Raw genomic sequence first — 19,737 nt, 5'->3', positions numbered from 1 at the left:
CATGCATACCATCGGCGCTATCTTGAACTGGTTTGGTGATACATGCGCCTTCATCATGGCGCCCCTATGGAATCATTCGGATCGTATGCAGAAGGTAAGTCGCTTTTTGATGCGTTGCTTTGCCATCATGATGCTCGTCGGAATTTTAGTGTGGTTAAGCCAGCGACCTGTATTTACTTTGCGTCAAGTGGTGATTGAGCCTGTTGCAGGTCAAACCTTAAAACACATCAATAAGCCCACTGTGAAGCAGCAGGTTTTAGAAACAGTTCAAGGCAACTTCTTTAGCGTCAGATTAGAAGATGTGAAGCGTGGTTTTGAGTCGCTCCCTTGGGTTCGTCATGCCAATGTTCGGCGAGTTTGGCCCAATGGTTTAGTAGTCAGCATTGAAGAGCAAAAGGCATTTGCTACCTGGGATGGTGCTGATAGCCAAAAACTCATGAATAACTATGGAGAAATTTTTAGTGGTCGAGTAGCAGATGTACCGGACGACACTAAGTTAGTTGATTTCAATGGGCCAGATGATGCAGGCAAGGAAGTGATGCGTCTCTATGAAAAAGCCAATGCCTGGTTTAAACCATGGGATGCCGAAGTAAAGAGCTTAACCCTGTCAGATCGATATGCATGGCATGTGAAGTTATCCAATGGTATGAAATTGGAGTTTGGTCGGGATGAAGAGAGCTCCGATAAAACGCTTACAGAGGAACGCGTATCGCGTCTCTTTAAGTACTGGCCACAAGTTCAAGAAAGATGGGCTAACCGAGTTGATGCTGTGGACTTGCGTTATGCCAATGGTTTTGCAGTTCATCTCGCCTCTGCAAGCATTAAGAAGAATGAAGTCGATGATAAAAAAAGTGAGCGTAAGCAATGAGTAAAGACAACCGCGATTTATTAGTGGGATTAGATATTGGCACTTCCAAGGTGGTTGCCTTGGTTGCTGAGTTGGCAGCAGATGGTCAATTCAATGTGGTTGGCGTTGGCCAGACTGCATCCAAAGGATTAAAGAAGGGTGTCGTGGTCAATATTGAGGCGACTGTTCAGTCTATTCAGAAAGCACTGGAAGAGGCTGAAGTGATGGCTGATCGTCAGATTGCCCAAGTATTTACTGGCATTGCTGGTAATCATATTGTGAGCTTTAACTCTAGCGGTATGGTTGCTATTCGGGATAAAGAAGTCAGTGCTGGCGACGTAGAGCGCGTATTGGAGACTGCCAAGGCAATCAATATTCCGACCGACCAACAAATTTTGCATATCCTCGTGCAGGAATTCATTATTGATGGACAAGAAGATGTGCGTGAACCCATTGGTATGAGTGGTTTACGTCTTGAGGTAAAAGTGCATATCGTTACTGGCGCTGTGAGCGCCGCACAAAATATTGTGAAGTGCGTACGCCGTTGCGGCCTTGAGGTAAATGATTTGATTTTGCAGCCATTGGCGTCTAGCTTGGCGGTCTTAACTGAAGATGAAAAAGAGCTTGGTGTTGTATTGGTCGATATCGGTGGCGGAACAACCGACATTGCCATTTATTGCCAAGGATCTATTCGTCATACAGCAGTGATCCCGATTGCTGGCGATCAAATCACTAATGACATTGCTATGGCATTGCGTACCCCAACCATTGATGCGGAAGATTTGAAAATTCAATACGGCATTGCGCGCCAAGATATGGCTGACCCTACTGCCATGATCGATGTGCCTGGCGTTGGCGACCGTGAGCCACGCCCAATGTCGAAACAGGCTTTATCAGCAGTGATCGAGCCGCGTGTTGAAGAGTTGTTCACGTTAGTCAGAGGCGTGGTTCGGGACTCCGGATATGAAGACATGGTTTCTTCAGGAATCGTCTTAACGGGTGGTACAGCCTTGATGCCTGGAATGGTTGAGCTTGCAGAGCAAGTATTTTTACGTCCTGCGCGCATCGGTACCCCAGAGTATCGCGGCCATCTGCATGAAGTATTACGTAGCCCAAGATTTTCAACCAGCATTGGCTTGTTGATGGAAGGTCAAGCGCAGTTATTGCGCGGTCGTCGTGTGTCTCAATCTGGTCCTTTCCAGGGTGTGATGTCACGTATGAAGGAATGGTTTGCAGGAAATTTTTAAGTTTTTTTCGTCGTCGTCAACGTAGTTCGTTTTTTACCTAGGAGGGTATATGGAATTTGAAATGTTAGATCAAGAAACAGCCGGGAAAACCATCATTAAAGTGGTTGGAGTCGGTGGCGCTGGTGGCAATGCTGTCCAGCATATGATTAAACGCGGTGTAAACGGCGTAGAGTTTATTTGCATGAACACCGATGCTGGCGCTTTACAGCGTTCTGAGGCATCTGTGAATTTGCAACTAGGCTCTAGCGGGCTGGGAGCTGGCGCTAAGCCAGAAATCGGTGCGGCCGCTGCGGAAGAAGCGCGTGCACGTATTGCGGATACTTTGCAAGGCGCGCATATGGTGTTCATTACTGCTGGTATGGGTGGTGGCACTGGAACTGGTGCAGCTCCAATCGTTGCCCAAGTTGCCAAAGAAATGGGCATCTTGACGGTTGGCGTTATCAGTAAGCCATTTGATTTCGAGGGCGTGAAGCGCTTGAAGGTTGCTGAAAATGGCGCCGCTGAATTAGAGAGTTATGTTGACTCGCTCATCGTTGTTCTCAATGAAAAACTATTTGAAGTGATGGGTGAAGATGCTGAGTTTGATAAAGCCTTTGCTTGTGCTGATGACGTTTTACACAATGCAGTTTCTGGCATTGCAGAAATCATTAATGTTCAAGGCTTGATCAACGTCGACTTTGAAGATGTGAAGACAGTCATGGGCGAACAAGGTAAAGCCATGATGGGAACGGCAACTGTTTCTGGCATGGATCGTGCGCGCTTAGCTGCTGAAGCTGCAGTTGCCTCCCCATTGCTTGAAGGTGTTGATCTTTCTGGCGCCCGTGGCGTATTGGTAAACATTACCGCAAGCCGCTCGTTGAAATTGTCAGAAACTCGCGAAGTGATGGCTGCAATCCGTGGTTATGCTGCTGATGATGCGACTGTGATCTTTGGTACCGTGTATGACGACAGTTTGGGCGATGCTTTACGCGTAACCGTGGTTGCTACTGGTCTAAATAACCCTCAGGCTCGTCAGAATAGTCAGCCAGAAGTGGTTTGGAGACAAGCAACGGGTACTCATGATGCAATGCCAACGATGGCTGACCTCAATAGCTTTGCTCCAGCAAGCCCATCTGCTGCGATGAGTAAAGCTGGCTTGGACTCAGCATTAAGCGCCAGCGCAGGCATGGCCTTGACTGGTTCTGGCGGTATGCCTTCAGTGGCAGCTCAGCCAGCTCCAAGCGGTGTTGATTACAGCCAATATGACTTGCCAAGAGTATTCCGTAGTTCGCGTGAGGCTACACCTGCCCCTACATTAGGTGCAGATAGCTCTCCACAGGCAAAGACCATGCTGGACAAAGGGGCTGATTATTACGAGATTCCAGCCTTTTTACGTAAACAAGCAGATTAATAAACTGCTCAATACAATAGATAGTTGCGAAATGCCAGCGCGGCGCCCCTCCGGACGACGAATCCCGCGCTAGCGTTGGCATACTTACTAACAACTATTTCATTGGAGATCCCATGATTGCAGTCGGACAAAAATTACCAAACGCTACTCTCTACGAGTTTTATGACGAAGCGACTGAGGGTTGCGCTATCGGACCAAATGCTTTTGAAGTTGAAAAAGAAACTGCCGGTAAAAAAATTGTGATCTTTGCATTGCCTGGTGCATTTACACCTACTTGTTCTGCAAAGCATGTTCCTGGTTACGTTGAGCACTTCGATGCTATTAAAGCCAAAGGTGTTGATGAAATTTGGTGCATCTCTGTAAATGACCCGTTTGTTATGGGTGCTTGGGGCCGTGATCTAAAGGTAGGCAAGAAGATCCGCATGTTGGGCGACGGTAGTGCTGAGTTCACAAAGAAGATGGGTATTGAACTTGATTTAACTGCGCGTGGCTTGGGTGTTCGTTCAGACCGCTATGCCATGATTGTTGAAGATGGCGTAGTAAAAACTTTAGACCGTGAAGCTCCAGGTAAGTTTGAAGTGAGTGATGCTGCTTCTATATTGAAAAAGCTGTAATTACTCTCCTGAATTTATAAACTGATGATGAAGCAACGCACAATCGCTACTCCGGTGAAAACCGTGGGGATTGGCTTGCACTCAGGGCGCAAGGTAACGATATCGATTAAGCCTGCGCCAGTAAATTCAGGAGTTCAGTTTGTGCGAGTTGATACTCCAGAGCAATCGGTCGTTCCGGCCACTGCTCTGGCTGTATGCGATACCCGCTTGGCATCCGTAATACAAAAAGATGGTGTGCGCATATCAACGGTTGAGCATTTGCTCTCAGCGTGCGCAGGCTTAGGCCTGGATAATTTGTTGATTGAGTTGGATGGTGAAGAAGTTCCCATCATGGATGGAAGCGCCGCTTCATTCTTATTTTTAATTGAGTCTGCTGGCATTGCAGAACAAAATGCACCACGTCAATTTGTTGTGATTAAAAAACCGATCGAGGTTCGTGAGGGCGATAAGCTTGCGCGTCTCGAACCATTCTTCGGATTTAAGTTGGATTTCACAATCGACTTTAAACATCCAGCAGTGGATAAAACAGGCCAACGTTTTGTTGTGGATTTTGCTGAGCATGCCTATCGCAGTGAAATTGGGCGCGCCCGCACTTTTGGTTTTGCTCATGAAGTTGAGGCTTTGCGAGAGATGGGTTTAGCGCGAGGCGGTAGTTTGGATAACGCCATTGTGTTGGATGAGCACCGTATCTTAAACAACGAAGAACTGCGCTACGAAGATGAGTTTGTGCGTCACAAAATCCTAGACGCGATTGGTGATCTCTACTTAGTTGGGCATCCCATTGTTGGCGCGTATGTGGCTGTGAAATCAGGCCATGCCTTAAATAATGCGCTCTTACGTAAGCTCCTGGAAGATCCAAGTGCCTACGAAATCAGCTCTTTTTCTGAAAATAAAGCTCCGCAGGCTTATTCCCAAGAAAGTCAGCCCCTCTTTTTCTAAAGGGCTTCTTTCTTACTGTTTGGGTTTGCTTTGAAGTAATCGTTCGACCGCTTTGCGTAAGTCTGAATCAGGCGCCAATTTATCCAGCAGACCTTCCCAAGAACTTCTTGCGACTTGATTAAAGCCACGTGGCCTACTATTTTTATCGCCATCCCTAGGCTTCACTTCCCAAGTGGGGGTGGCGGGCTTTAAGCGAACCTTGATGGCACTGCAAGCATAACCTTTTTTAGCTAACTCATTGATTAAGCTAGGTAAAACTTGCTGAAGACGGCTGGCAATGCTGGCACTGCCCACTAGCAAAAAGAGCTCATTTTGGCCATTGGTACGCCACCCAGCCTCAATTTTAGATGCCAGATGCCCGAGCTCAAGCTCGATTAATGCAAGGTTAAGGCTGGCCTTGAGTTTGGCTAGATCTTCTGTCTTGGCAAGGATCCCCCCAAGACCGTCTGAGTCTCGTAGGTAATCGAGCCATTCATGGGCTACCTTGTTACGGGAGGGCTTAGGGGCAAAGTTCATAAAAAAAGAGGGTGCGGGTGATAAACTCAAGGACTACATTTTCTTCAATATCCCATGGTAATCGGTCTTCTTAAAACCCTGGTCGGCAGTCGTAACGACCGCCTCTTAAAACAGTATCGCAAAGTCGTTGCTAAGGTTAATGCTTTCGAAGCTAGCCTGCAGACTTTGGATGATGCCGCCCTTCAAGCGAAAACCGCTGAATTCAAGTCACGCTTGAGTGCTGGCGAAGCGCTGGATGACATTGCGCCTGAGGCTTTTGCGGTCGTGCGCGAGGCTAGTACACGAGCGATGAAGATGCGTCATTTTGATGCGCAGATTATGGGTGCTCTTGCTCTTCACCAAGGCAAGATTGCAGAAATGGGAACTGGCGAAGGTAAAACGTTGACCGCTACGCTCCCAGTTTATTTAAATGCTTTAACAGGTAAGGGCGTTCACGTTGTCACCGTAAACGATTACTTGGCTCAGCGCGATGCTGAGTGGATGTCCAAGCTTTATAACTTCTTGGGCATGAAGGTTGGCGTGAATCTCTCTCAGATGGATCACACAACCAAGCAAGCCGCTTATGCTGCTGACATCACCTACGGCACCAATAACGAATTTGGTTTTGACTACCTGCGCGATAACATGGTGCAGGATTTAGATCAGCGCGTTCAGCGTGGTTTAGCTTATGCCATCGTTGACGAGGTCGATTCGATTCTGATTGATGAAGCGCGTACGCCACTCATTATTTCTGGGCAGGCTGAAGATCACACCGATCTATATATCAAGATCAATGCATTGCCATCCTACTTAGAGCTACAAATTGGCGAAGAGAAGGCCGATGGTACTGGTGTGATAAAAGCTGGCGACTATTGGGTCGATGAAAAATCACAGCAGGTGTATTTGACTGAACAAGGTCACGATAAAGCTGAGACGATATTAGTGCAGTTGGGCGCATTAAATGATGGTGACTCTTTATATGCACCACAAAATATTACTTTGATGCATCACGTGTACGCAGCTTTGCGTGCACATTCTTTGTATCACCGCGACCAACAGTATGTCGTTCAAAATAAAGAAGTCATTATTGTTGATGAGTTCACTGGACGACTCATGCAAGGTCGTCGCTGGTCAGATGGTTTGCATCAAGCGGTTGAAGCTAAAGAAGGTGTGCCGATTCAGAATGAGAATCAAACCTTAGCAACCATTACTTTCCAGAATTATTTCCGCATGTACGGCAAGCTGTCTGGTATGACTGGTACTGCTGATACTGAGGCTTACGAGTTCAAGGAAATTTATAACCTTGAGACGGTAGTGATTCCTCCAAACCGTCTGAGCCAAAGAAAAGACAAGCAAGATCAGATCTATAAGTCTTCGCGCGAGCGTTATGACGCTGTGATTAAAGATATTGAAGATTGCTATCAACGTGGTCAACCAGTCTTGGTTGGCACCACCTCGATTGAAAATTCAGAGTTGATTTCTGGCTTGCTAGATAAGCGTACATTGCCGCATCAGGTATTAAATGCAAAACAACATGAACGCGAAGCAGAAATCATTGCTCAAGCGGGTCGACCAAAGATGATTACGATTGCCACCAATATGGCTGGCCGTGGAACAGATATCGTATTGGGCGGAAACGTTGTCAAGCAGTCTTCTTTGCTTGAGGCTGATGAAGCAATTTCAGATGCAGATAAGGCCGACAAGATTAAAACTTTACAGGACGAGTGGCAGGGTCTGCACGATCAGGTTTTAGCAGCTGGCGGTCTACATATTATTGGTACTGAGCGCCACGAGAGTCGCCGTATCGATAATCAATTAAGAGGTCGTTCCGGTCGTCAAGGCGATCCAGGCTCATCCCGTTTTTATCTTTCTTTGGATGATCCACTACTGCGTATTTTTGCCGGCGATCGTTTACGCGCTGTGATGGAACGTTTGAAGATGCCAGATGGTGAGCCGATCGAAGCAGGCATGGTGACGCGATCCATTGAGTCTGCACAGCGCAAGGTCGAGGGCCGTAACTTTGATATTCGTAAGCAGTTGTTGGAGTATGACGACGTAGCGAATGATCAACGCAAAGAAACGTACCGCTTAAGAAATGAAGTATTAGAGAGTAAAGATGTTGGTGATTTGATTGCCAACTTGCGTGAAGATGTTCTGCGCACAATTTGTTCGCTCTATGTTCCACTGGAATCCATGGAAGAGCAGTGGGATTTAGTCGGTTTAGAAAATGCGCTTGCAAGTGATTGGGGTCTGACAGTTGATCTCAAAAATTGGGTCGAAGCCGCTGCATCAGTAGAGGATTCAGAAATCGTAGAACGGGTTCTGCAGGCCGCAAAAGAGGCTTACGACGCTAAGGTTGAACTTTCTGGACGCGAGTCTTTTGCTGGGTTTGAGCGCTCTGTGCTTTTGTATAGCTTAGATAGTCATTGGCGTGAGCATTTGGCTGCATTGGATCATTTACGTCAAGGTATCCATTTGCGTGGTTATGCTCAGAAAGATCCAAAACAAGAATATCGCCGTGAAGCATTTGAGCTATATGGTGAGTTATTGAATGTGATTAAGAATGATGTTGTGAAAAGCATCATGACTGTCCAGATTCGTAGTGCCAGTGAACTCGATGAAGCTGCTGAGGCTATGAATGAAGATTTGGCCAAGATTTCGGATGTTCAATATCAACACGCTGATCCTGATAAAGAGGTAGCTGGCTCAACCGGTGATCGTGGTGCAGCCATTGACATTTCGCCTGCGCCAGTTCGAGCTGGACCAAAGGTTGGCCGTAACGATCCATGTACTTGCGGTAGCGGTAAGAAATATAAGAACTGCTGCGGTGCCTTGGCTTAACTGGGATGAGAGGCAGATTTCCTCTTTCTGACTAGTTCTTCAGATGTCGATATAAAGTATTTCTGCTAATTCTTAAAAGTTTTGCTGCAAGACTGACATTACCATTCGTCTTCTCTAATGTTTTCTGAATAGCAATTCTAGAAAATTGCTTTAGAGCCCCTGATTCAAATTCTTCATGGGGAGAAGCTTCTACAAGATCGACAGATAAATCCACTGCTACACCCAAGTCCTCAGTGTGAGAAGAACGCCTATAAGATTGGCCCAAGGATATTTTCAAAAATAAAGATTTGGCAGAGTGGGTTCTGAATTCATAGACCTTACCTTGATCTTTTTTCGCGTAGTCAAATATACGATCTAAGGAAGTATCCAAGAGTTGCAGAATCTTTACTGCTCCAATGTCGAGCGCATTGATTTCTATAAAAGTAAGGGCGGCACGGTCAGCTCCAGCAATGGTGCCATCTTCATGAAGCCCAATGAGACCTTCCCCCATCGAACCTAAGCCTTCTGGGCTGCTGTGTATTTTAAGTATGAGAGCGTATTGAGACTCATTAGAGTAAAACAATTGCTTCTCTAGAGAATGAACGGTTGCTTTGACTAGGCCAATGGTATGCGGGTGATAAGCACTCTTATCTGTGGAGATATCTAAAACGCCACTGATTTTTCCATCGGGCGCAAAGATGGGCGCCGCAGTGCAGCTTAAAAAACCATTGTTTTCTAAAAAATGCTCAGACCCATTAATGGAAACTGCGGTTCGCTCAACCAAGGCAGTGCCAATAGCGTTCGTTCCCCGGTGTTTTTCTTGCCACGAGGCTCCCGTCTTGAGCAATACCCGATCAGCTTTAGATACAAATTGCGGATCTCCAACAGAGTGAACAATGACACCTTGATGATCCGACAAAATAATCACCCCACCACTACCAGACATTAACCCGTGTAAATAGTTCATGGTTGGTTTAGCCACGGCAATTAAATCGCGTCTTTGATCAATGCGGGACTGCAAGATTTGCCCGCTGAGAATGTTGTCCGGCAACCGCTTTTGAAATGCTTCCAGACCAGACTGTAAGCATCTTTGCCAAGATCGGAAAACCGTTAACCCTAATTGGGATTGCAAGCTATCCGCAGGCGCATCCCCGTGAAGAAGCCAGCTTCTTCGGATATCACGGAGATTGGAAACTTTCATTTTGAGTTCACTATTGGGTTAAGTCTATCGCGGTTAATTTATACCGCTAGGTTGTCACATAAATGAACACTTGCTTATTTCATTGATCAGGAAATACCCTTGTTTTTTGGCATTTTTGAATTTTTAAAAATTTGCTGCAGTGCATCCGATTGCTTAAATTTTCTGCTTGTAAGAAATTCCACTCTATTGCCATTTATCGAAAGAGAAAAGAGGCATTTTGATAGAACACTTATAGGAGAAAATCTTGATCTACGCTGCTCCAGGCGCCTCAGGCGCAAAAATTCAATATAAATCTCAGTATGACAACTTCATTGGTGGCAAATGGACTGCGCCAGTGAAGGGTCAGTACTTTGACGTGATTACCCCAATTAGTGGCAAGGTATACACAAAGGCCGCTCGCTCAGGGGCTGAGGATATCGATTTAGCTTTAGATGCAGCCCACAAAGCAGCTGATGCTTGGGGCAAAACAGCAGCCGCAGATCGCGCGAATATCTTGTTAAAAATTGCTGATCGCATTGAGGCAAACTTAGAGTTGCTTGCTTATGCTGAGACTGTTGATAACGGCAAGGCCATTCGTGAAACCCTCAACGCAGATATCCCCCTTACAGTCGATCACTTCCGTTATTTTGCAGGTTGCATCCGCGCTCAAGAGGGAGCCTTATCTCAAATCGACGAGAGCACCGTTGCTTATCATTACCATGAGCCTTTGGGTGTAGTTGGTCAGATTATTCCTTGGAATTTCCCCATTTTGATGGCCGCTTGGAAGTTAGCTCCAGCCATTGCAGCTGGTAATTGTGTTGTTCTCAAACCAGCAGAATCTACGCCAATCTCTATTTTGATATTAGCTGAGCTGATTGCCGATATAGTGCCTGCTGGCGTTCTGAACATCGTCAATGGTTATGGTCGTGAAGCCGGGATGCCATTAGCCACCAGCAAGCGTATTGCAAAGATTGCCTTTACTGGGTCTACGTCTACTGGTCGAGTCATTGCTCAAGCTGCGGCGAACAACTTGATTCCAGCCACCCTAGAGTTAGGCGGAAAATCCCCAAATATCTTCTTTGCAGATGTCATGGATAAAGATGATGGTTTCTTGGACAAGGCAATTGAAGGTTTGGTTCTATTCGCATTTAATCAAGGCGAAGTTTGTACTTGCCCATCTAGAGCGCTGATCCAAGAAAGTATTTATGACAAGTTCATGGAGAAGGTACTCAAACGGGTTGCTGCAATTAAGCATATGAACCCACTAGATACCGATAGCATGATGGGTGCACAAGCCTCTAAAGAGCAACTGACAAAAATTCTTTCTTACTTAGATATTGGCAAACAAGAGGGAGCAGAGGTATTGATTGGCGGTGGACAAGCTAATTTAGGTGGCGACCTTGAGGGCGGCTACTATGTTCAGCCAACGATGTTCAAGGGTAATAATAGGATGCGTATTTTCCAAGAAGAAATTTTTGGGCCAGTCCTAGCAGTAACGACTTTTAAAGATGAAGCAGAAGCTTTAGAAATTGCGAATGACACACTTTATGGCTTGGGTGCTGGCATATGGAGTCGCAATGGCAATGTCGCTTATCGTATGGGTCGTGCAATTAAGGCCGGTCGCGTTTGGACGAATTGCTACCATGCCTATCCTGCTCATGCAGCCTTTGGTGGCTACAAAGAATCTGGCATTGGTAGAGAGACCCATAAAGTCATGCTCGATCACTACCAGCAAACTAAAAACTTATTAGTCAGCTACAGTGAGAGCAAGCTAGGATTCTTCTGATTAGGAGGTTGGTTGCTAAATCAAAGGGTGGAGCGATCCGCCCTTTTTTGCTCTAGTAGGAGTGATAGGAAACGGATATGGTTGAACGCGTTATTGCTACTGATGAGGCGCTTGCTCTGATTGACCAACTCAAGACTGAGCATGGTGAAATCATGTTTCATCAATCTGGTGGGTGCTGTGATAACAGCGCTGCTAATTGCTATTTACCAACCGATTTAACGATTGGTAAATATGACGTCAAGTTGGGCGAGGTCGGAGGCGTGCCGTTTTATATTGGCAAATTGCAATATGAGTACTGGAAGCATACCCAGCTGATTTTGGATGTGATCGAAGGGCAGGGCGGAACCTTTTCTCTTGAGGGTTCGACTGGCAAAGCTTTTCATACCCGCTCACGCCTCTTTACTGATGCTGAATGGAGTTCAATTGAGGCCCAGGTATTGGCCGATCTAGCTTAGAACGTAGCCGCTGCTGGGGTTGAGCTTCCTCTGACATCCCTAAAATTCCCCTCTACAATTGTCGGATCATGACAGTTAACCTCCCACTCCCCCAAAAAGACCAACTCAAGCCTGTGAAGGGTTTTCAGATGGGTATTGCGCAGGCCGGCATTAAGAAGGCCAATCGCAAAGATTTATTGGTGATGACTTTAGCGCCTGGATCTCAAGTGGCCGGTGTATTTACGCTCAATCGATTCTGTGCAGCCCCAGTTCAGGTTTGCCGCGAACACTTGGCACAAGATGGACGCAATGGAGAAATCCGTGCGCTGGTGGTCAATACTGGTAATGCCAATGCAGGGACAGGTGAAGAAGGTATGAAGCATGCCTTGGAAACGTGTGACGCCCTAGCTAAGGATCTCAAACTTCATCCTGCTCAGATTCTGCCATTCTCTACGGGTGTCATTCTGGAGCCTTTGCCAATTGGAAAAATTATTTCTGCGCTTCCAGCTGCTGTCGCTAATTTGGGTGAAGACCATTGGTTTGATGCGGCGGAAGCCATCATGACCACGGATACGCAACCCAAGGCAACATCGGTAACGGTGCAGACTCCAGCGGGTCCAGTTGTCATTACTGGGATCTGCAAGGGCGCTGGCATGATTCATCCAAACATGGCTACTATGCTTGGTTTTATTGCTACTGATGCTGGTTTTGCACCTGGCTTGTTGGGTAATCTCACCTGTGAAATTGCTGACCTGTCATTTAATGCCATCACGATTGATGGCGATACTTCAACCAACGACTCATTCATCATCATGGCGACTGGGCAGTCAGCAGTACAGATTGCCTCGATTGCCGACCCTAGTTATGGAGTAGTTCGTGATGCGCTCATTACATTGGCCCGAAAGCTGGCGCAAATGATTGTGCGCGATGGCGAGGGCGCTACTAAATTTATGACCATTGAAGTACTTGGAGGCAAGACTCCTGAAGAATGCCGCTTGGTAGCGAAAGCAGTGGCGCATTCGCCTTTGGTCAAGACGGCTTTCTTTGCTAGCGACCCTAATTTAGGTCGCATCTTGGCGGCAATTGGTTATGCGGGCATCGTTGATCTGGATGTTAGTCGAGTTCAGATGTGGCTTGGGGATGTTTGGGTTGCTAAGGATGGCGGCCGCAATCCTAGTTACCAGGAGGCCGATGGCCAACGGGTGATGAAAGAAGCGGAAATTACCGTCAAGATCGATTTGGGTCGCGGTTCAGCATCTCAAACTATGTGGACTTGCGACCTATCCCATGAGTATGTTTCTATTAATGCCGATTACCGTTCGTAAGAACGCAGGGCAAAACACAAAAACAAATGAACGAAAAATTAGAAAACTTATTAAGTCATCTCGAGACTTTTTTACCAAAACCACTAACAGCAGAGCAGTGGAAATCTTCTACTGCCTTTAGATGGCGCCGCCGCGATAGTATCTTTGGCAGCATCGGATTCTTGCAACCTGTTAAGCATATATCCGATATTACTTTCGAAGATCTGCAGAATATCGATCGCCAACGCGATGCCATTCGTGACAATACTAAAAACTTCATCCTCAAAAAACCAGCTAATAATATTTTGCTAACTGGTGCCAGGGGCACAGGAAAGTCTTCTTTAATTAAGGCAAGTTTGCATGAGTTTGCTTCTCAGGGTCTGCGCTTGGTTGAGGTAGAAAAAGAGCATTTGGCTGATTTGGCTGACATTACTGAAATCTTGGCAGATCGCCCAGAACGCTTCATCATCTTTTGTGATGACCTCTCATTTGAGGACGGTGAGTCTGGTTATAAGGCTATGAAATCCGCCTTGGACGGATCGGTTTCTGCTCAAGTCGACAACGTGTTGATTTATGCAACCTCTAATCGCCGCCATCTATTGCCTGAATATATGAAGGATAACGAAGCATATGTGCATGGCGATGATGGCGAGATCCATCCAGGTGAAGTCGTAGAGGAAAAAATCTCTCTTTCTGAGCGCTTTGGTTTGTGGCTATCTTTTTATCCGCCAAAACAAGATGAGTACCTCGGGATCGTTGGCCATTGGTTGCGTCACTTTGGATTGAATGATGCTCAAGTGGAGGCTGCTCGTGCAGAAGCCTTAGTTTGGGCATTGGAGCGTGGCTCACGTTCAGGTCGTGTGGCTTGGCAATTTGCTAAGCACTGGGCTGGTTCACACGCCTAGACCAACCCCCAATGAATGAAAATAATCGCCCGGTTACAGAAGTAGCCGCAGGTATCTTGCTAGATTCAGGTGGCCGCTATCTGCTAGGCCAGAGGCCAGAGGGCAAGCCTTATGCTGGTTACTGGGAAGTCCCCGGAGGCAAGATTGAGCAGGGTGAATCTGTATTTGAAGCGCTCAAGCGTGAGCTACATGAAGAGCTTGGGATTGAGATTGCATCGAGCGAAGAGTTGACTGTCCTTGAACACGATTACCCACATGCTTATGTCAGACTTCATGTCAGCATCATTCGCGATTGGCTGGGGACACCTCAAGGTTGCGAGGGCCAGCAATTATCTTGGCAGACGATTTCCGCAAAAGGCCCAACAGTAGGACCACTATTGCCTGCAGCCCTGCCAATGCTAGAGAAATTAAAAGAGTTTTTAGTTTAGAGCTGACAGAGTGTCAGTCTAAAAGGCACATCAACGTTTATCAGTTGCGCCTTTTTATCGCGATCTGCTTTTAAGAAACGAATCGATAGCAAATATTTATTTGCACTGATTTCGGAGTAGATGGAATCATCCTCAACTGCAATGCGCATCAGTTGGTAAACCTTGCCTGATGGGGCTTGCTGAAATGATCCTTGATGCGCAACCACTTCCTTAGCTTCGCCTGACTGACGCAGTAGCTTCAGAAATACTTGACATGCTTCATGCCATGGCAAAAGTGGTGTGACAAAATTTTCTAATAACTCACGACGTTGACTTGTTGGACTATTTTTCCAAGCGTGGTAGCTAGGCAAATCAATTGGACTGGTTCCACCTGGAATATTTAAACGCGTACGAATCGCATTGAGCCATTCGCTTTCAGAGATGACAGCATTAGGTCTGCCGACTGACTGATTAATCTTGACAGATGCAGAATCAATTTCTGCAAGCGTTTGAGAAAGCGCCTCTTGATCCACTTTTTGCGAGGACTTTAAACCATTGAGCGTATATTTTTGACGCTCAAATTCTTTTAGTAAAAGAGATTTGATATCACCACGTGACCCGATGTCGCCTAAGTCAAATAATGTAGCGACAGCGTTGTGGTGTAGCTCTGGGTCATCAGACCTCAAAAAGTGATTAAAACGGGCGAATAAATACTCCAGCCGAAGCATGCTTCGAACTAATTCATTGAAGGGGTATTCGTATACGATCACAAGCCCATATTCTATGACGAAGTGGATTGATCCGTCTTAAATCCCATCATTTTTTGGTGCAAATCCTGTATCTGCGAATTTAATTCTGCAAAGCCCCCTGCGTTATGAAGAATCGAGTCTGCTTGAGATAGGCGCTCATCTCTGCTTGCTTGAGCTTTAAGGATTTTTTCGACCTCCTCCAGGGTGAGCTTGTTGCGCTCCATAACCCTTTTGATTTGGGTTTTTTCAGGGCAGTCCACAACTGCAATATGGTTAAGAAGGCCATGCCAATTACCCGACTCCACGAGAAGCGGAATGACAAACACCAGGTAGGGCTTTCCAGCTTTGCTTAATTCGAGGCCTTGCCGAATAGTTTCTTGACGAATAAGGGGGTGGGTAATGAGCTCCAATGCCCTTCTTGCTTCTGGCTGCTCAAATACTAGGGAGCGCATTTTTCCTCGATCCAGAGCACCTGAGGGGTCGAGAAATTCAGCCCCGAACTGCTCTCGGATGAAGGGAATGGCTGTTCCGCCAGGGGCAGTGATTTGATGGGCAATGAGATCGGTATCGATTACTCCAGCTCCCAATTGCCCCAATAAATCGCTTACCGCGGTTTTGCCAGAACCGATTCCGCCAGTGAGGCCGAGCAAGGGAATGCGTCCCTTCAGGGCCGTTAAATCAGATTGATCGGTAGGATTCTGGTGAGGAGTTGAGGCCATAACAATTGAATGATGCCAGCAATAGCAAGAAATGGCCCAAAAGGAAAAGCGTGACCATAGCCACGCTGATTCCATTTAAGCCAGACTATTCCGCCAATGAGTCCTGAGACTGAGGCTATTAGCAAAATGCCTGGCAAAGAACTCCAGCCTAGCCAGGCCCCGAGAGCGGCGAGTAATTTGGCATCTCCCATCCCAATGCCGTCTTGTTTTTTGATGAGGCGATATACATAGTTTGGGAGCCAAAGTACAACATAGCCCAGGCCAGCCCCGATCAACGCAGACTGGGCATTTGTAAAGCCCCAGCTTGTAAATATACTCAGACCAAGACCAGTAATGAGGAGGGGCAAGGTAATGCTATTGGGCAAGCGAAAGGTCCGGAAATCAACATAAGCTAAATACAGCAATACTCCAATCAGTATTACTTGTAAGTAGCTTGATTCAACAGAAAGCATTAGACGATTTGCCCGAGATTAAAAATTGGTAGATAGAGAATGATGACTAATCCTCCAATGATGGCGCCAACCAAAATGATTAGCAAGGGCTCGAGACTTTGGCTGAGGGTGTTGAGTTGATTGCTAAGTTGAGCACCCAGAATATCCGCGCGTTTATTGAGCATTTCTGGGAGTGAGCCACTTTCTGCGCCAATACGAAGTAACTGCAATGTTTCTACATCGCACAAGGCTCCAGTTGGATCTGCTTTTTTGAGTGACTCACCCAGTGGCCAACCTCGGGTGAGGTGCTTAAAGACCTCAGCGCTAAAGTCATGACTGAGCCAGTGATTGGAAGATTGTGCTGTGATGCGTAATGCATCTGGAAGCGGTAATCCGGAGGATAGTAAATGCCCAAGAGTTCTGCACCAATGCGTCAGCGTGGCAAGTCTAAATAAATTCCCCAATACCGGAATGCGGAGCGTCATGCGATCACAGCCTTTTTGTAGGCGCGGGGACTTTAACCAAGCGGCAATAAATATCCCAAGCAACACTGCCATCCCAAGAAGGAGCTCTATATAAAAATGTTCGATCAGGGTGGAGACTGCTATTAATGCACGGGTAGGCGCAGGTAGCTCAGCCTGAAAATGCCCAAATACATCTTTAAAGACAGGGACAACCCAGACCATCATCACAATCACGAGACCAAAAGAGGTGGAAAGGGTAATGATGGGATAGCTGAGCGCTTGCTGTATTTTTCGGCGTAGTTCAATCTGCTCAGTAAGTTGTTGGCTAATGGTTTTAAGGGCTAAAGACAAATCACCAGATCGTTCGCTAACGCGAATAAGGTTAATAAACTCCATGGAAAATTGACCGCCTTGCTCTCTTAGGCAATGGGAGAGGCTATATCCTTTTTTGAGAAGGGTGTGAATGCGCATTAGCCAGCCGAGCCAAGGTTTCGGAGCGGATTGATAAAGTAGTTCAATAGCATTTAAAAGCGGCAAGCCAGCATGAAGTAAAGCCAACAGATGCTGAGCAAAATGGAGTTGCTCTTGTTTGGTCAATCTTTTCTGGAGCAGGGGATGATCTCTTAATGCCATGTGCCAATCTCAGATACAAGAGAAGCCTCGTTGATGAGTCCAGATTTGACATGACGAATGCCAGCTTCATACATATCTAGATGCTTGATATTTTTGTCTGCCAGCAATGTGGTGTTGAGTATTTCATGTACACCTATTCGGCCCAAGTAACCAGATCCCTTGCAGGCCTTACAAGTCGTCTGATCAGACTCATGGAGGCAGTGTTGGCAGAGGGTGCGAATTAATCGTTGGGAGCTCACGCAACGCAAGCAAGAGTCAATCGACTCCTGATCGATTCCCAGGCTTTTGAGACGGGACAATGCGCCTCTAGCATTGCGGGTATGCAAGGTACTGAGCACCAAGTGACCAGTTTGCGCGGCCTGGATAGCAAGCTGCGCTGTTGCTGCATCTCGAATCTCACCGATCATGATGACATCTGGATCCTGTCTGAGTAGGGCTCGAATGATGCTTGCAAAATCTAGTCCAGCGCGGGGGTGATAAGCCACTTGGTTAACACCAGGAAGGCGAATTTCAATGGGGTCTTCGATCGAGCAAAGATTGCGGTGAATCAGATTTAATTCTCTTAGGCAGCTATACAGCGTGCGGGTTTTGCCGCTACCCGTCGGGCCTGTTACTAAAATAAGGCCGTTTGATTGCTGAATCGCGCTACGAAAAATTTCTAGCTGTTCTGGTAGTAAGCCGAGCCGATCAAGACTAAGGTTCTCAATGTGACTTGGCAGAATCCGAACTACGGCCTTTTCGCCATAGAGCGTTGGCAGTATCGATACACGGCAATCGGTATTGGGCTTACTGAAGTCATGACCAACGCAGAGTCGTCCATCTTGTGGGAGACGTTTTTCGGCAATATCTAAGCGTGCCAATATTTTGATGCGAGTGATTAAGCGCTCGTGAAGATCAATGGGGTAGCGTGATTGAAGCTCTAAGAGCCCATCAACCCGAATGCGTACTAAAGTTTCTTGTGGGCCGGCCTCAATGTGAATATCAGTCGCCCTGGAATGAAGCGCATTAACGATGATTTCATGCCAGGTGCGAATGATAAGAGAGTCATCTTGATGGGTGCTCAATCTTTATCGGTTGTAAGTGTTGGTCGATAAAGCTTTACGGTTCTAACGCCTTGATCATCAAACTGCACAATTTCCATCACGATGCCGGCAATACGAATGCTGACATCGTGGTCAGGAATTGCTTCTAGCTTTTCTAGAATTAGCCCATTAAGAGTGCGCGGGCCATCCAAAGGCAGATCTAGATTCAATAGACGATTGAGATCGCGCAGGGAAGAACTGCCGCTGGCAAGATAAGTTCCATCCGGCAGCCAGCGGGGGTCATTGGAGAGGTTGGAGAACGAGGTGGTGAATTCACCGATTAACTCTTCAACAATATCTTCAAATGTCACCAGCCCAAGGACTTCGCCATATTCATTTACCACCAAGCTTAGGCGCTGTTGATTATCTTGAAAGAATTGCATCTGTTGCAAGACAGGGGTGCCACTGGGAATGAAGTAAGGCTCGTTTACCAAGAGTTTAAAGTCTTGATGTTTTAGTTGAGCATGGCCCAGTAAAGACAGTGCCTTTTTGACTGACAGAATGCCAATGATGCGTTCGGAATCCCCATCACATACTGGTAACTTGTTGTGGTAACAGGTTTCTAGTTGTTGGACTACTTCGTCGATTGGCCTGGAGAGATCGAGAATTTCAATCTTCGATCTTGGTGTCATCACATCATCAACCAAAATATTTTCGAGATTAAATAGATTGAGAAGAATATTACGATGATGGTTTGATACAAAGCGGTTGGACTCGAGCACAAGGCTACGAAGCTCTTCTTTGCTCATGGCTCTATTTTCAGTAGAGGCTTGCAGTCCAGATACCTTCATGAGTCCTGATACAAAGCTATTAATGAACCATAGCAAGGGCTTGAGAATGTAGGTGAGAGGAAGAATGAGCCAGCCAACATTAGAAGCAATTTTCTCTGGGAATGCAGCACCAATGACCTTCGGAGTAATTTCACTAAAAACAATAATCAGCAATGCAACAACTAAGGTTGCGATAGTGAGGACTAAGCCGCTCTCACCAAAAATATGCAGCGCAATCCCAGTGACCAAGATTGGCAGGATGGTATTGATAAGGTTATTAGAAATTAACAATACCGAGAGCAGCGAATCAATTCGCTTTAAGAGTCTTTCTGCTAAAGCTGCTCCTGGGTTGCCTCCATTTGCCATGGCGCGAAGTCGGTGGCGATTGGAAGACAGCATGCTGGTTTCGGCCATGGAAAAAAAGCCGGAAAGCGCTAGTAAAAATAAGACGAGAGAGACCTGAGCAATAAAAGGCCAGTCGTCAAAAAAGGTGTCCATCGGTTATGCCTGCAAAGAATATG

Annotated in this window: 19 protein-coding genes; 11 read left to right on the top strand and 8 right to left on the bottom strand. The window is 46.5% G+C overall.

Features of this window, described 5'->3' with window-relative positions:
- Position 1 precedes the first annotated feature (1 nt).
- The 5 genes from ICN49_RS04220 (at position 2) to lpxC (ending at position 5,037) form a co-directional block, all read left to right on the top strand.
- Positions 2–868: a cell division protein FtsQ/DivIB gene (locus ICN49_RS04220; RefSeq protein WP_216861113.1), complete on the top strand. Its 867-nt coding sequence runs from the start codon at positions 2–4 to the stop codon at positions 866–868.
- Positions 865–2,094: a cell division protein FtsA gene (gene ftsA / locus ICN49_RS04215; protein ID WP_216166104.1), complete on the top strand. Its 1,230-nt coding sequence runs from the start codon at positions 865–867 to the stop codon at positions 2,092–2,094. Before ICN49_RS04220 ends, ftsA begins: the two co-directional genes overlap by 4 nt.
- Before the next feature lie 49 nt (positions 2,095–2,143).
- Positions 2,144–3,484, top strand: coding sequence for a cell division protein FtsZ (gene ftsZ, locus ICN49_RS04210; RefSeq protein ID WP_216166102.1), 1,341 nt, complete (start codon positions 2,144–2,146; stop codon positions 3,482–3,484).
- 113 nt (positions 3,485–3,597) lie between these two features.
- Positions 3,598–4,098 (top strand): peroxiredoxin, encoded by a 501-nt coding sequence (locus ICN49_RS04205; RefSeq protein ID WP_216166100.1) that lies wholly within the window; start codon positions 3,598–3,600, stop codon positions 4,096–4,098.
- A gap of 24 nt (positions 4,099–4,122) precedes the next feature.
- Complete coding sequence (gene lpxC / locus ICN49_RS04200) at positions 4,123–5,037, top strand: UDP-3-O-acyl-N-acetylglucosamine deacetylase (RefSeq protein WP_216166099.1); 915 nt, start codon at positions 4,123–4,125, stop codon at positions 5,035–5,037.
- 12 nt (positions 5,038–5,049) lie between these two features.
- On the opposite strand, the gene ICN49_RS04195 is transcribed toward lpxC, so the two are convergent.
- Positions 5,050–5,553, bottom strand: coding sequence for a hypothetical protein (locus ICN49_RS04195; protein ID WP_216166097.1), 504 nt, complete (start codon positions 5,551–5,553; stop codon positions 5,050–5,052).
- Positions 5,554–5,607: 54 nt separating this feature from the next.
- On the opposite strand from ICN49_RS04195, the gene secA reads away from it, so the two are divergent.
- A complete protein-coding gene (gene secA / locus ICN49_RS04190; RefSeq protein ID WP_216166095.1) occupies positions 5,608–8,373 on the top strand; it encodes a preprotein translocase subunit SecA in 2,766 nt (921 codons plus the stop codon).
- 31 nt (positions 8,374–8,404) lie between these two features.
- Here the strand turns inward: secA and ICN49_RS04185 are convergent, their stop codons facing one another.
- On the bottom strand, positions 8,405–9,553 hold the full coding sequence (locus ICN49_RS04185; protein ID WP_216166093.1) for a sigma-54-dependent Fis family transcriptional regulator: 1,149 nt from the start codon (positions 9,551–9,553) through the stop codon (positions 8,405–8,407).
- Positions 9,554–9,797: 244 nt separating this feature from the next.
- Here ICN49_RS04185 and exaC point away from each other — a divergent pair, with 244 nt between their 5' ends.
- The 5 genes from exaC (at position 9,798) to ICN49_RS04160 (ending at position 14,389) form a co-directional block, all read left to right on the top strand.
- Entirely contained in the window at positions 9,798–11,318 is a 1,521-nt protein-coding gene (gene exaC, locus ICN49_RS04180) for an acetaldehyde dehydrogenase ExaC (protein WP_216166091.1), read from the top strand.
- Positions 11,319–11,395: 77 nt separating this feature from the next.
- Positions 11,396–11,773 carry a DUF779 domain-containing protein gene (locus tag ICN49_RS04175; RefSeq protein ID WP_216166089.1) on the top strand — a complete coding sequence of 126 codons (378 nt, stop codon included), beginning with the start codon at positions 11,396–11,398 and terminating at the stop codon, positions 11,771–11,773.
- Between the two features lie 68 nt (positions 11,774–11,841).
- Entirely contained in the window at positions 11,842–13,077 is a 1,236-nt protein-coding gene (argJ, locus tag ICN49_RS04170; protein WP_216166087.1) for a bifunctional glutamate N-acetyltransferase/amino-acid acetyltransferase ArgJ, read from the top strand.
- A 26-nt stretch (positions 13,078–13,103) separates the two neighbouring features.
- On the top strand, positions 13,104–13,961 hold the full coding sequence (locus ICN49_RS04165) for an ATP-binding protein (protein ID WP_216166085.1): 858 nt from the start codon (positions 13,104–13,106) through the stop codon (positions 13,959–13,961).
- A gap of 11 nt (positions 13,962–13,972) precedes the next feature.
- A complete protein-coding gene (locus ICN49_RS04160; protein ID WP_216166083.1) occupies positions 13,973–14,389 on the top strand; it encodes an NUDIX domain-containing protein in 417 nt (138 codons plus the stop codon).
- On the opposite strand, the gene zapD is transcribed toward ICN49_RS04160, so the two are convergent.
- Genes zapD through ICN49_RS04130 form a run of 6 tightly spaced genes read right to left on the bottom strand, consistent with a single transcriptional unit; the run spans position 14,386 to position 19,714 of the window.
- The gene (gene zapD, locus ICN49_RS04155; RefSeq protein WP_216166081.1) at positions 14,386–15,138 is read right to left on the bottom strand and encodes a cell division protein ZapD; all 753 of its coding nucleotides are present in this window, start codon (positions 15,136–15,138) and stop codon (positions 14,386–14,388) included. The genes ICN49_RS04160 and zapD overlap by 4 nt on opposite strands.
- A gap of 11 nt (positions 15,139–15,149) precedes the next feature.
- Positions 15,150–15,836 (bottom strand): dephospho-CoA kinase, encoded by a 687-nt coding sequence (gene coaE / locus ICN49_RS04150; protein ID WP_216861111.1) that lies wholly within the window; start codon positions 15,834–15,836, stop codon positions 15,150–15,152.
- The gene (locus ICN49_RS04145; protein WP_216166078.1) at positions 15,791–16,288 is read right to left on the bottom strand and encodes a prepilin peptidase; all 498 of its coding nucleotides are present in this window, start codon (positions 16,286–16,288) and stop codon (positions 15,791–15,793) included. Before ICN49_RS04145 ends, coaE begins: the two co-directional genes overlap by 46 nt.
- Entirely contained in the window at positions 16,288–17,364 is a 1,077-nt protein-coding gene (locus tag ICN49_RS04140) for a type II secretion system F family protein (protein WP_216166077.1), read from the bottom strand. Before ICN49_RS04140 ends, ICN49_RS04145 begins: the two co-directional genes overlap by 1 nt.
- Positions 17,355–18,428 carry a GspE/PulE family protein gene (locus ICN49_RS04135; RefSeq protein ID WP_216166075.1) on the bottom strand — a complete coding sequence of 358 codons (1,074 nt, stop codon included), beginning with the start codon at positions 18,426–18,428 and terminating at the stop codon, positions 17,355–17,357. The genes ICN49_RS04140 and ICN49_RS04135 overlap by 10 nt, the downstream gene beginning before the upstream one ends.
- Positions 18,425–19,714 (bottom strand): HlyC/CorC family transporter, encoded by a 1,290-nt coding sequence (locus tag ICN49_RS04130; protein WP_216166073.1) that lies wholly within the window; start codon positions 19,712–19,714, stop codon positions 18,425–18,427. The genes ICN49_RS04135 and ICN49_RS04130 overlap by 4 nt, the downstream gene beginning before the upstream one ends.
- Positions 19,715–19,737: the final 23 nt, after the last annotated feature.

It is taken from the genome of Polynucleobacter finlandensis (assembly GCF_018881755.1).
In the GTDB taxonomy this organism is placed as follows: domain Bacteria; phylum Pseudomonadota; class Gammaproteobacteria; order Burkholderiales; family Burkholderiaceae; genus Polynucleobacter; species Polynucleobacter finlandensis.
Note: the sequence above shows the minus strand (reverse complement) of the source record. Positions and strands in the feature narration are given on the sequence as shown.

Coding starts and splice junctions, on each gene's coding strand:
- ICN49_RS04160 (WP_216166083.1), top strand. CDS start 13,973: ATGAATGAAAATAATCGCCCGGTTACAGAAGTAGCCGCAGGTATCTTG.
- ICN49_RS04220 (WP_216861113.1), top strand. CDS start 2: ATGCATACCATCGGCGCTATCTTGAACTGGTTTGGTGATACATGCGCC.
- ICN49_RS04205 (WP_216166100.1), top strand. CDS start 3,598: ATGATTGCAGTCGGACAAAAATTACCAAACGCTACTCTCTACGAGTTT.
- ICN49_RS04185 (WP_216166093.1), bottom strand. CDS start 9,553: ATGAAAGTTTCCAATCTCCGTGATATCCGAAGAAGCTGGCTTCTTCAC.
- ICN49_RS04130 (WP_216166073.1), bottom strand. CDS start 19,714: ATGGACACCTTTTTTGACGACTGGCCTTTTATTGCTCAGGTCTCTCTC.
- ftsA (WP_216166104.1), top strand. CDS start 865: ATGAGTAAAGACAACCGCGATTTATTAGTGGGATTAGATATTGGCACT.
- ICN49_RS04195 (WP_216166097.1), bottom strand. CDS start 5,553: ATGAACTTTGCCCCTAAGCCCTCCCGTAACAAGGTAGCCCATGAATGG.
- ICN49_RS04140 (WP_216166077.1), bottom strand. CDS start 17,364: ATGGCATTAAGAGATCATCCCCTGCTCCAGAAAAGATTGACCAAACAA.
- ICN49_RS04165 (WP_216166085.1), top strand. CDS start 13,104: ATGAACGAAAAATTAGAAAACTTATTAAGTCATCTCGAGACTTTTTTA.
- lpxC (WP_216166099.1), top strand. CDS start 4,123: ATGATGAAGCAACGCACAATCGCTACTCCGGTGAAAACCGTGGGGATT.
- secA (WP_216166095.1), top strand. CDS start 5,608: ATGGTAATCGGTCTTCTTAAAACCCTGGTCGGCAGTCGTAACGACCGC.
- argJ (WP_216166087.1), top strand. CDS start 11,842: ATGACAGTTAACCTCCCACTCCCCCAAAAAGACCAACTCAAGCCTGTG.
- coaE (WP_216861111.1), bottom strand. CDS start 15,836: ATGGCCTCAACTCCTCACCAGAATCCTACCGATCAATCTGATTTAACG.
- ftsZ (WP_216166102.1), top strand. CDS start 2,144: ATGGAATTTGAAATGTTAGATCAAGAAACAGCCGGGAAAACCATCATT.
- ICN49_RS04145 (WP_216166078.1), bottom strand. CDS start 16,288: ATGCTTTCTGTTGAATCAAGCTACTTACAAGTAATACTGATTGGAGTA.
- ICN49_RS04175 (WP_216166089.1), top strand. CDS start 11,396: ATGGTTGAACGCGTTATTGCTACTGATGAGGCGCTTGCTCTGATTGAC.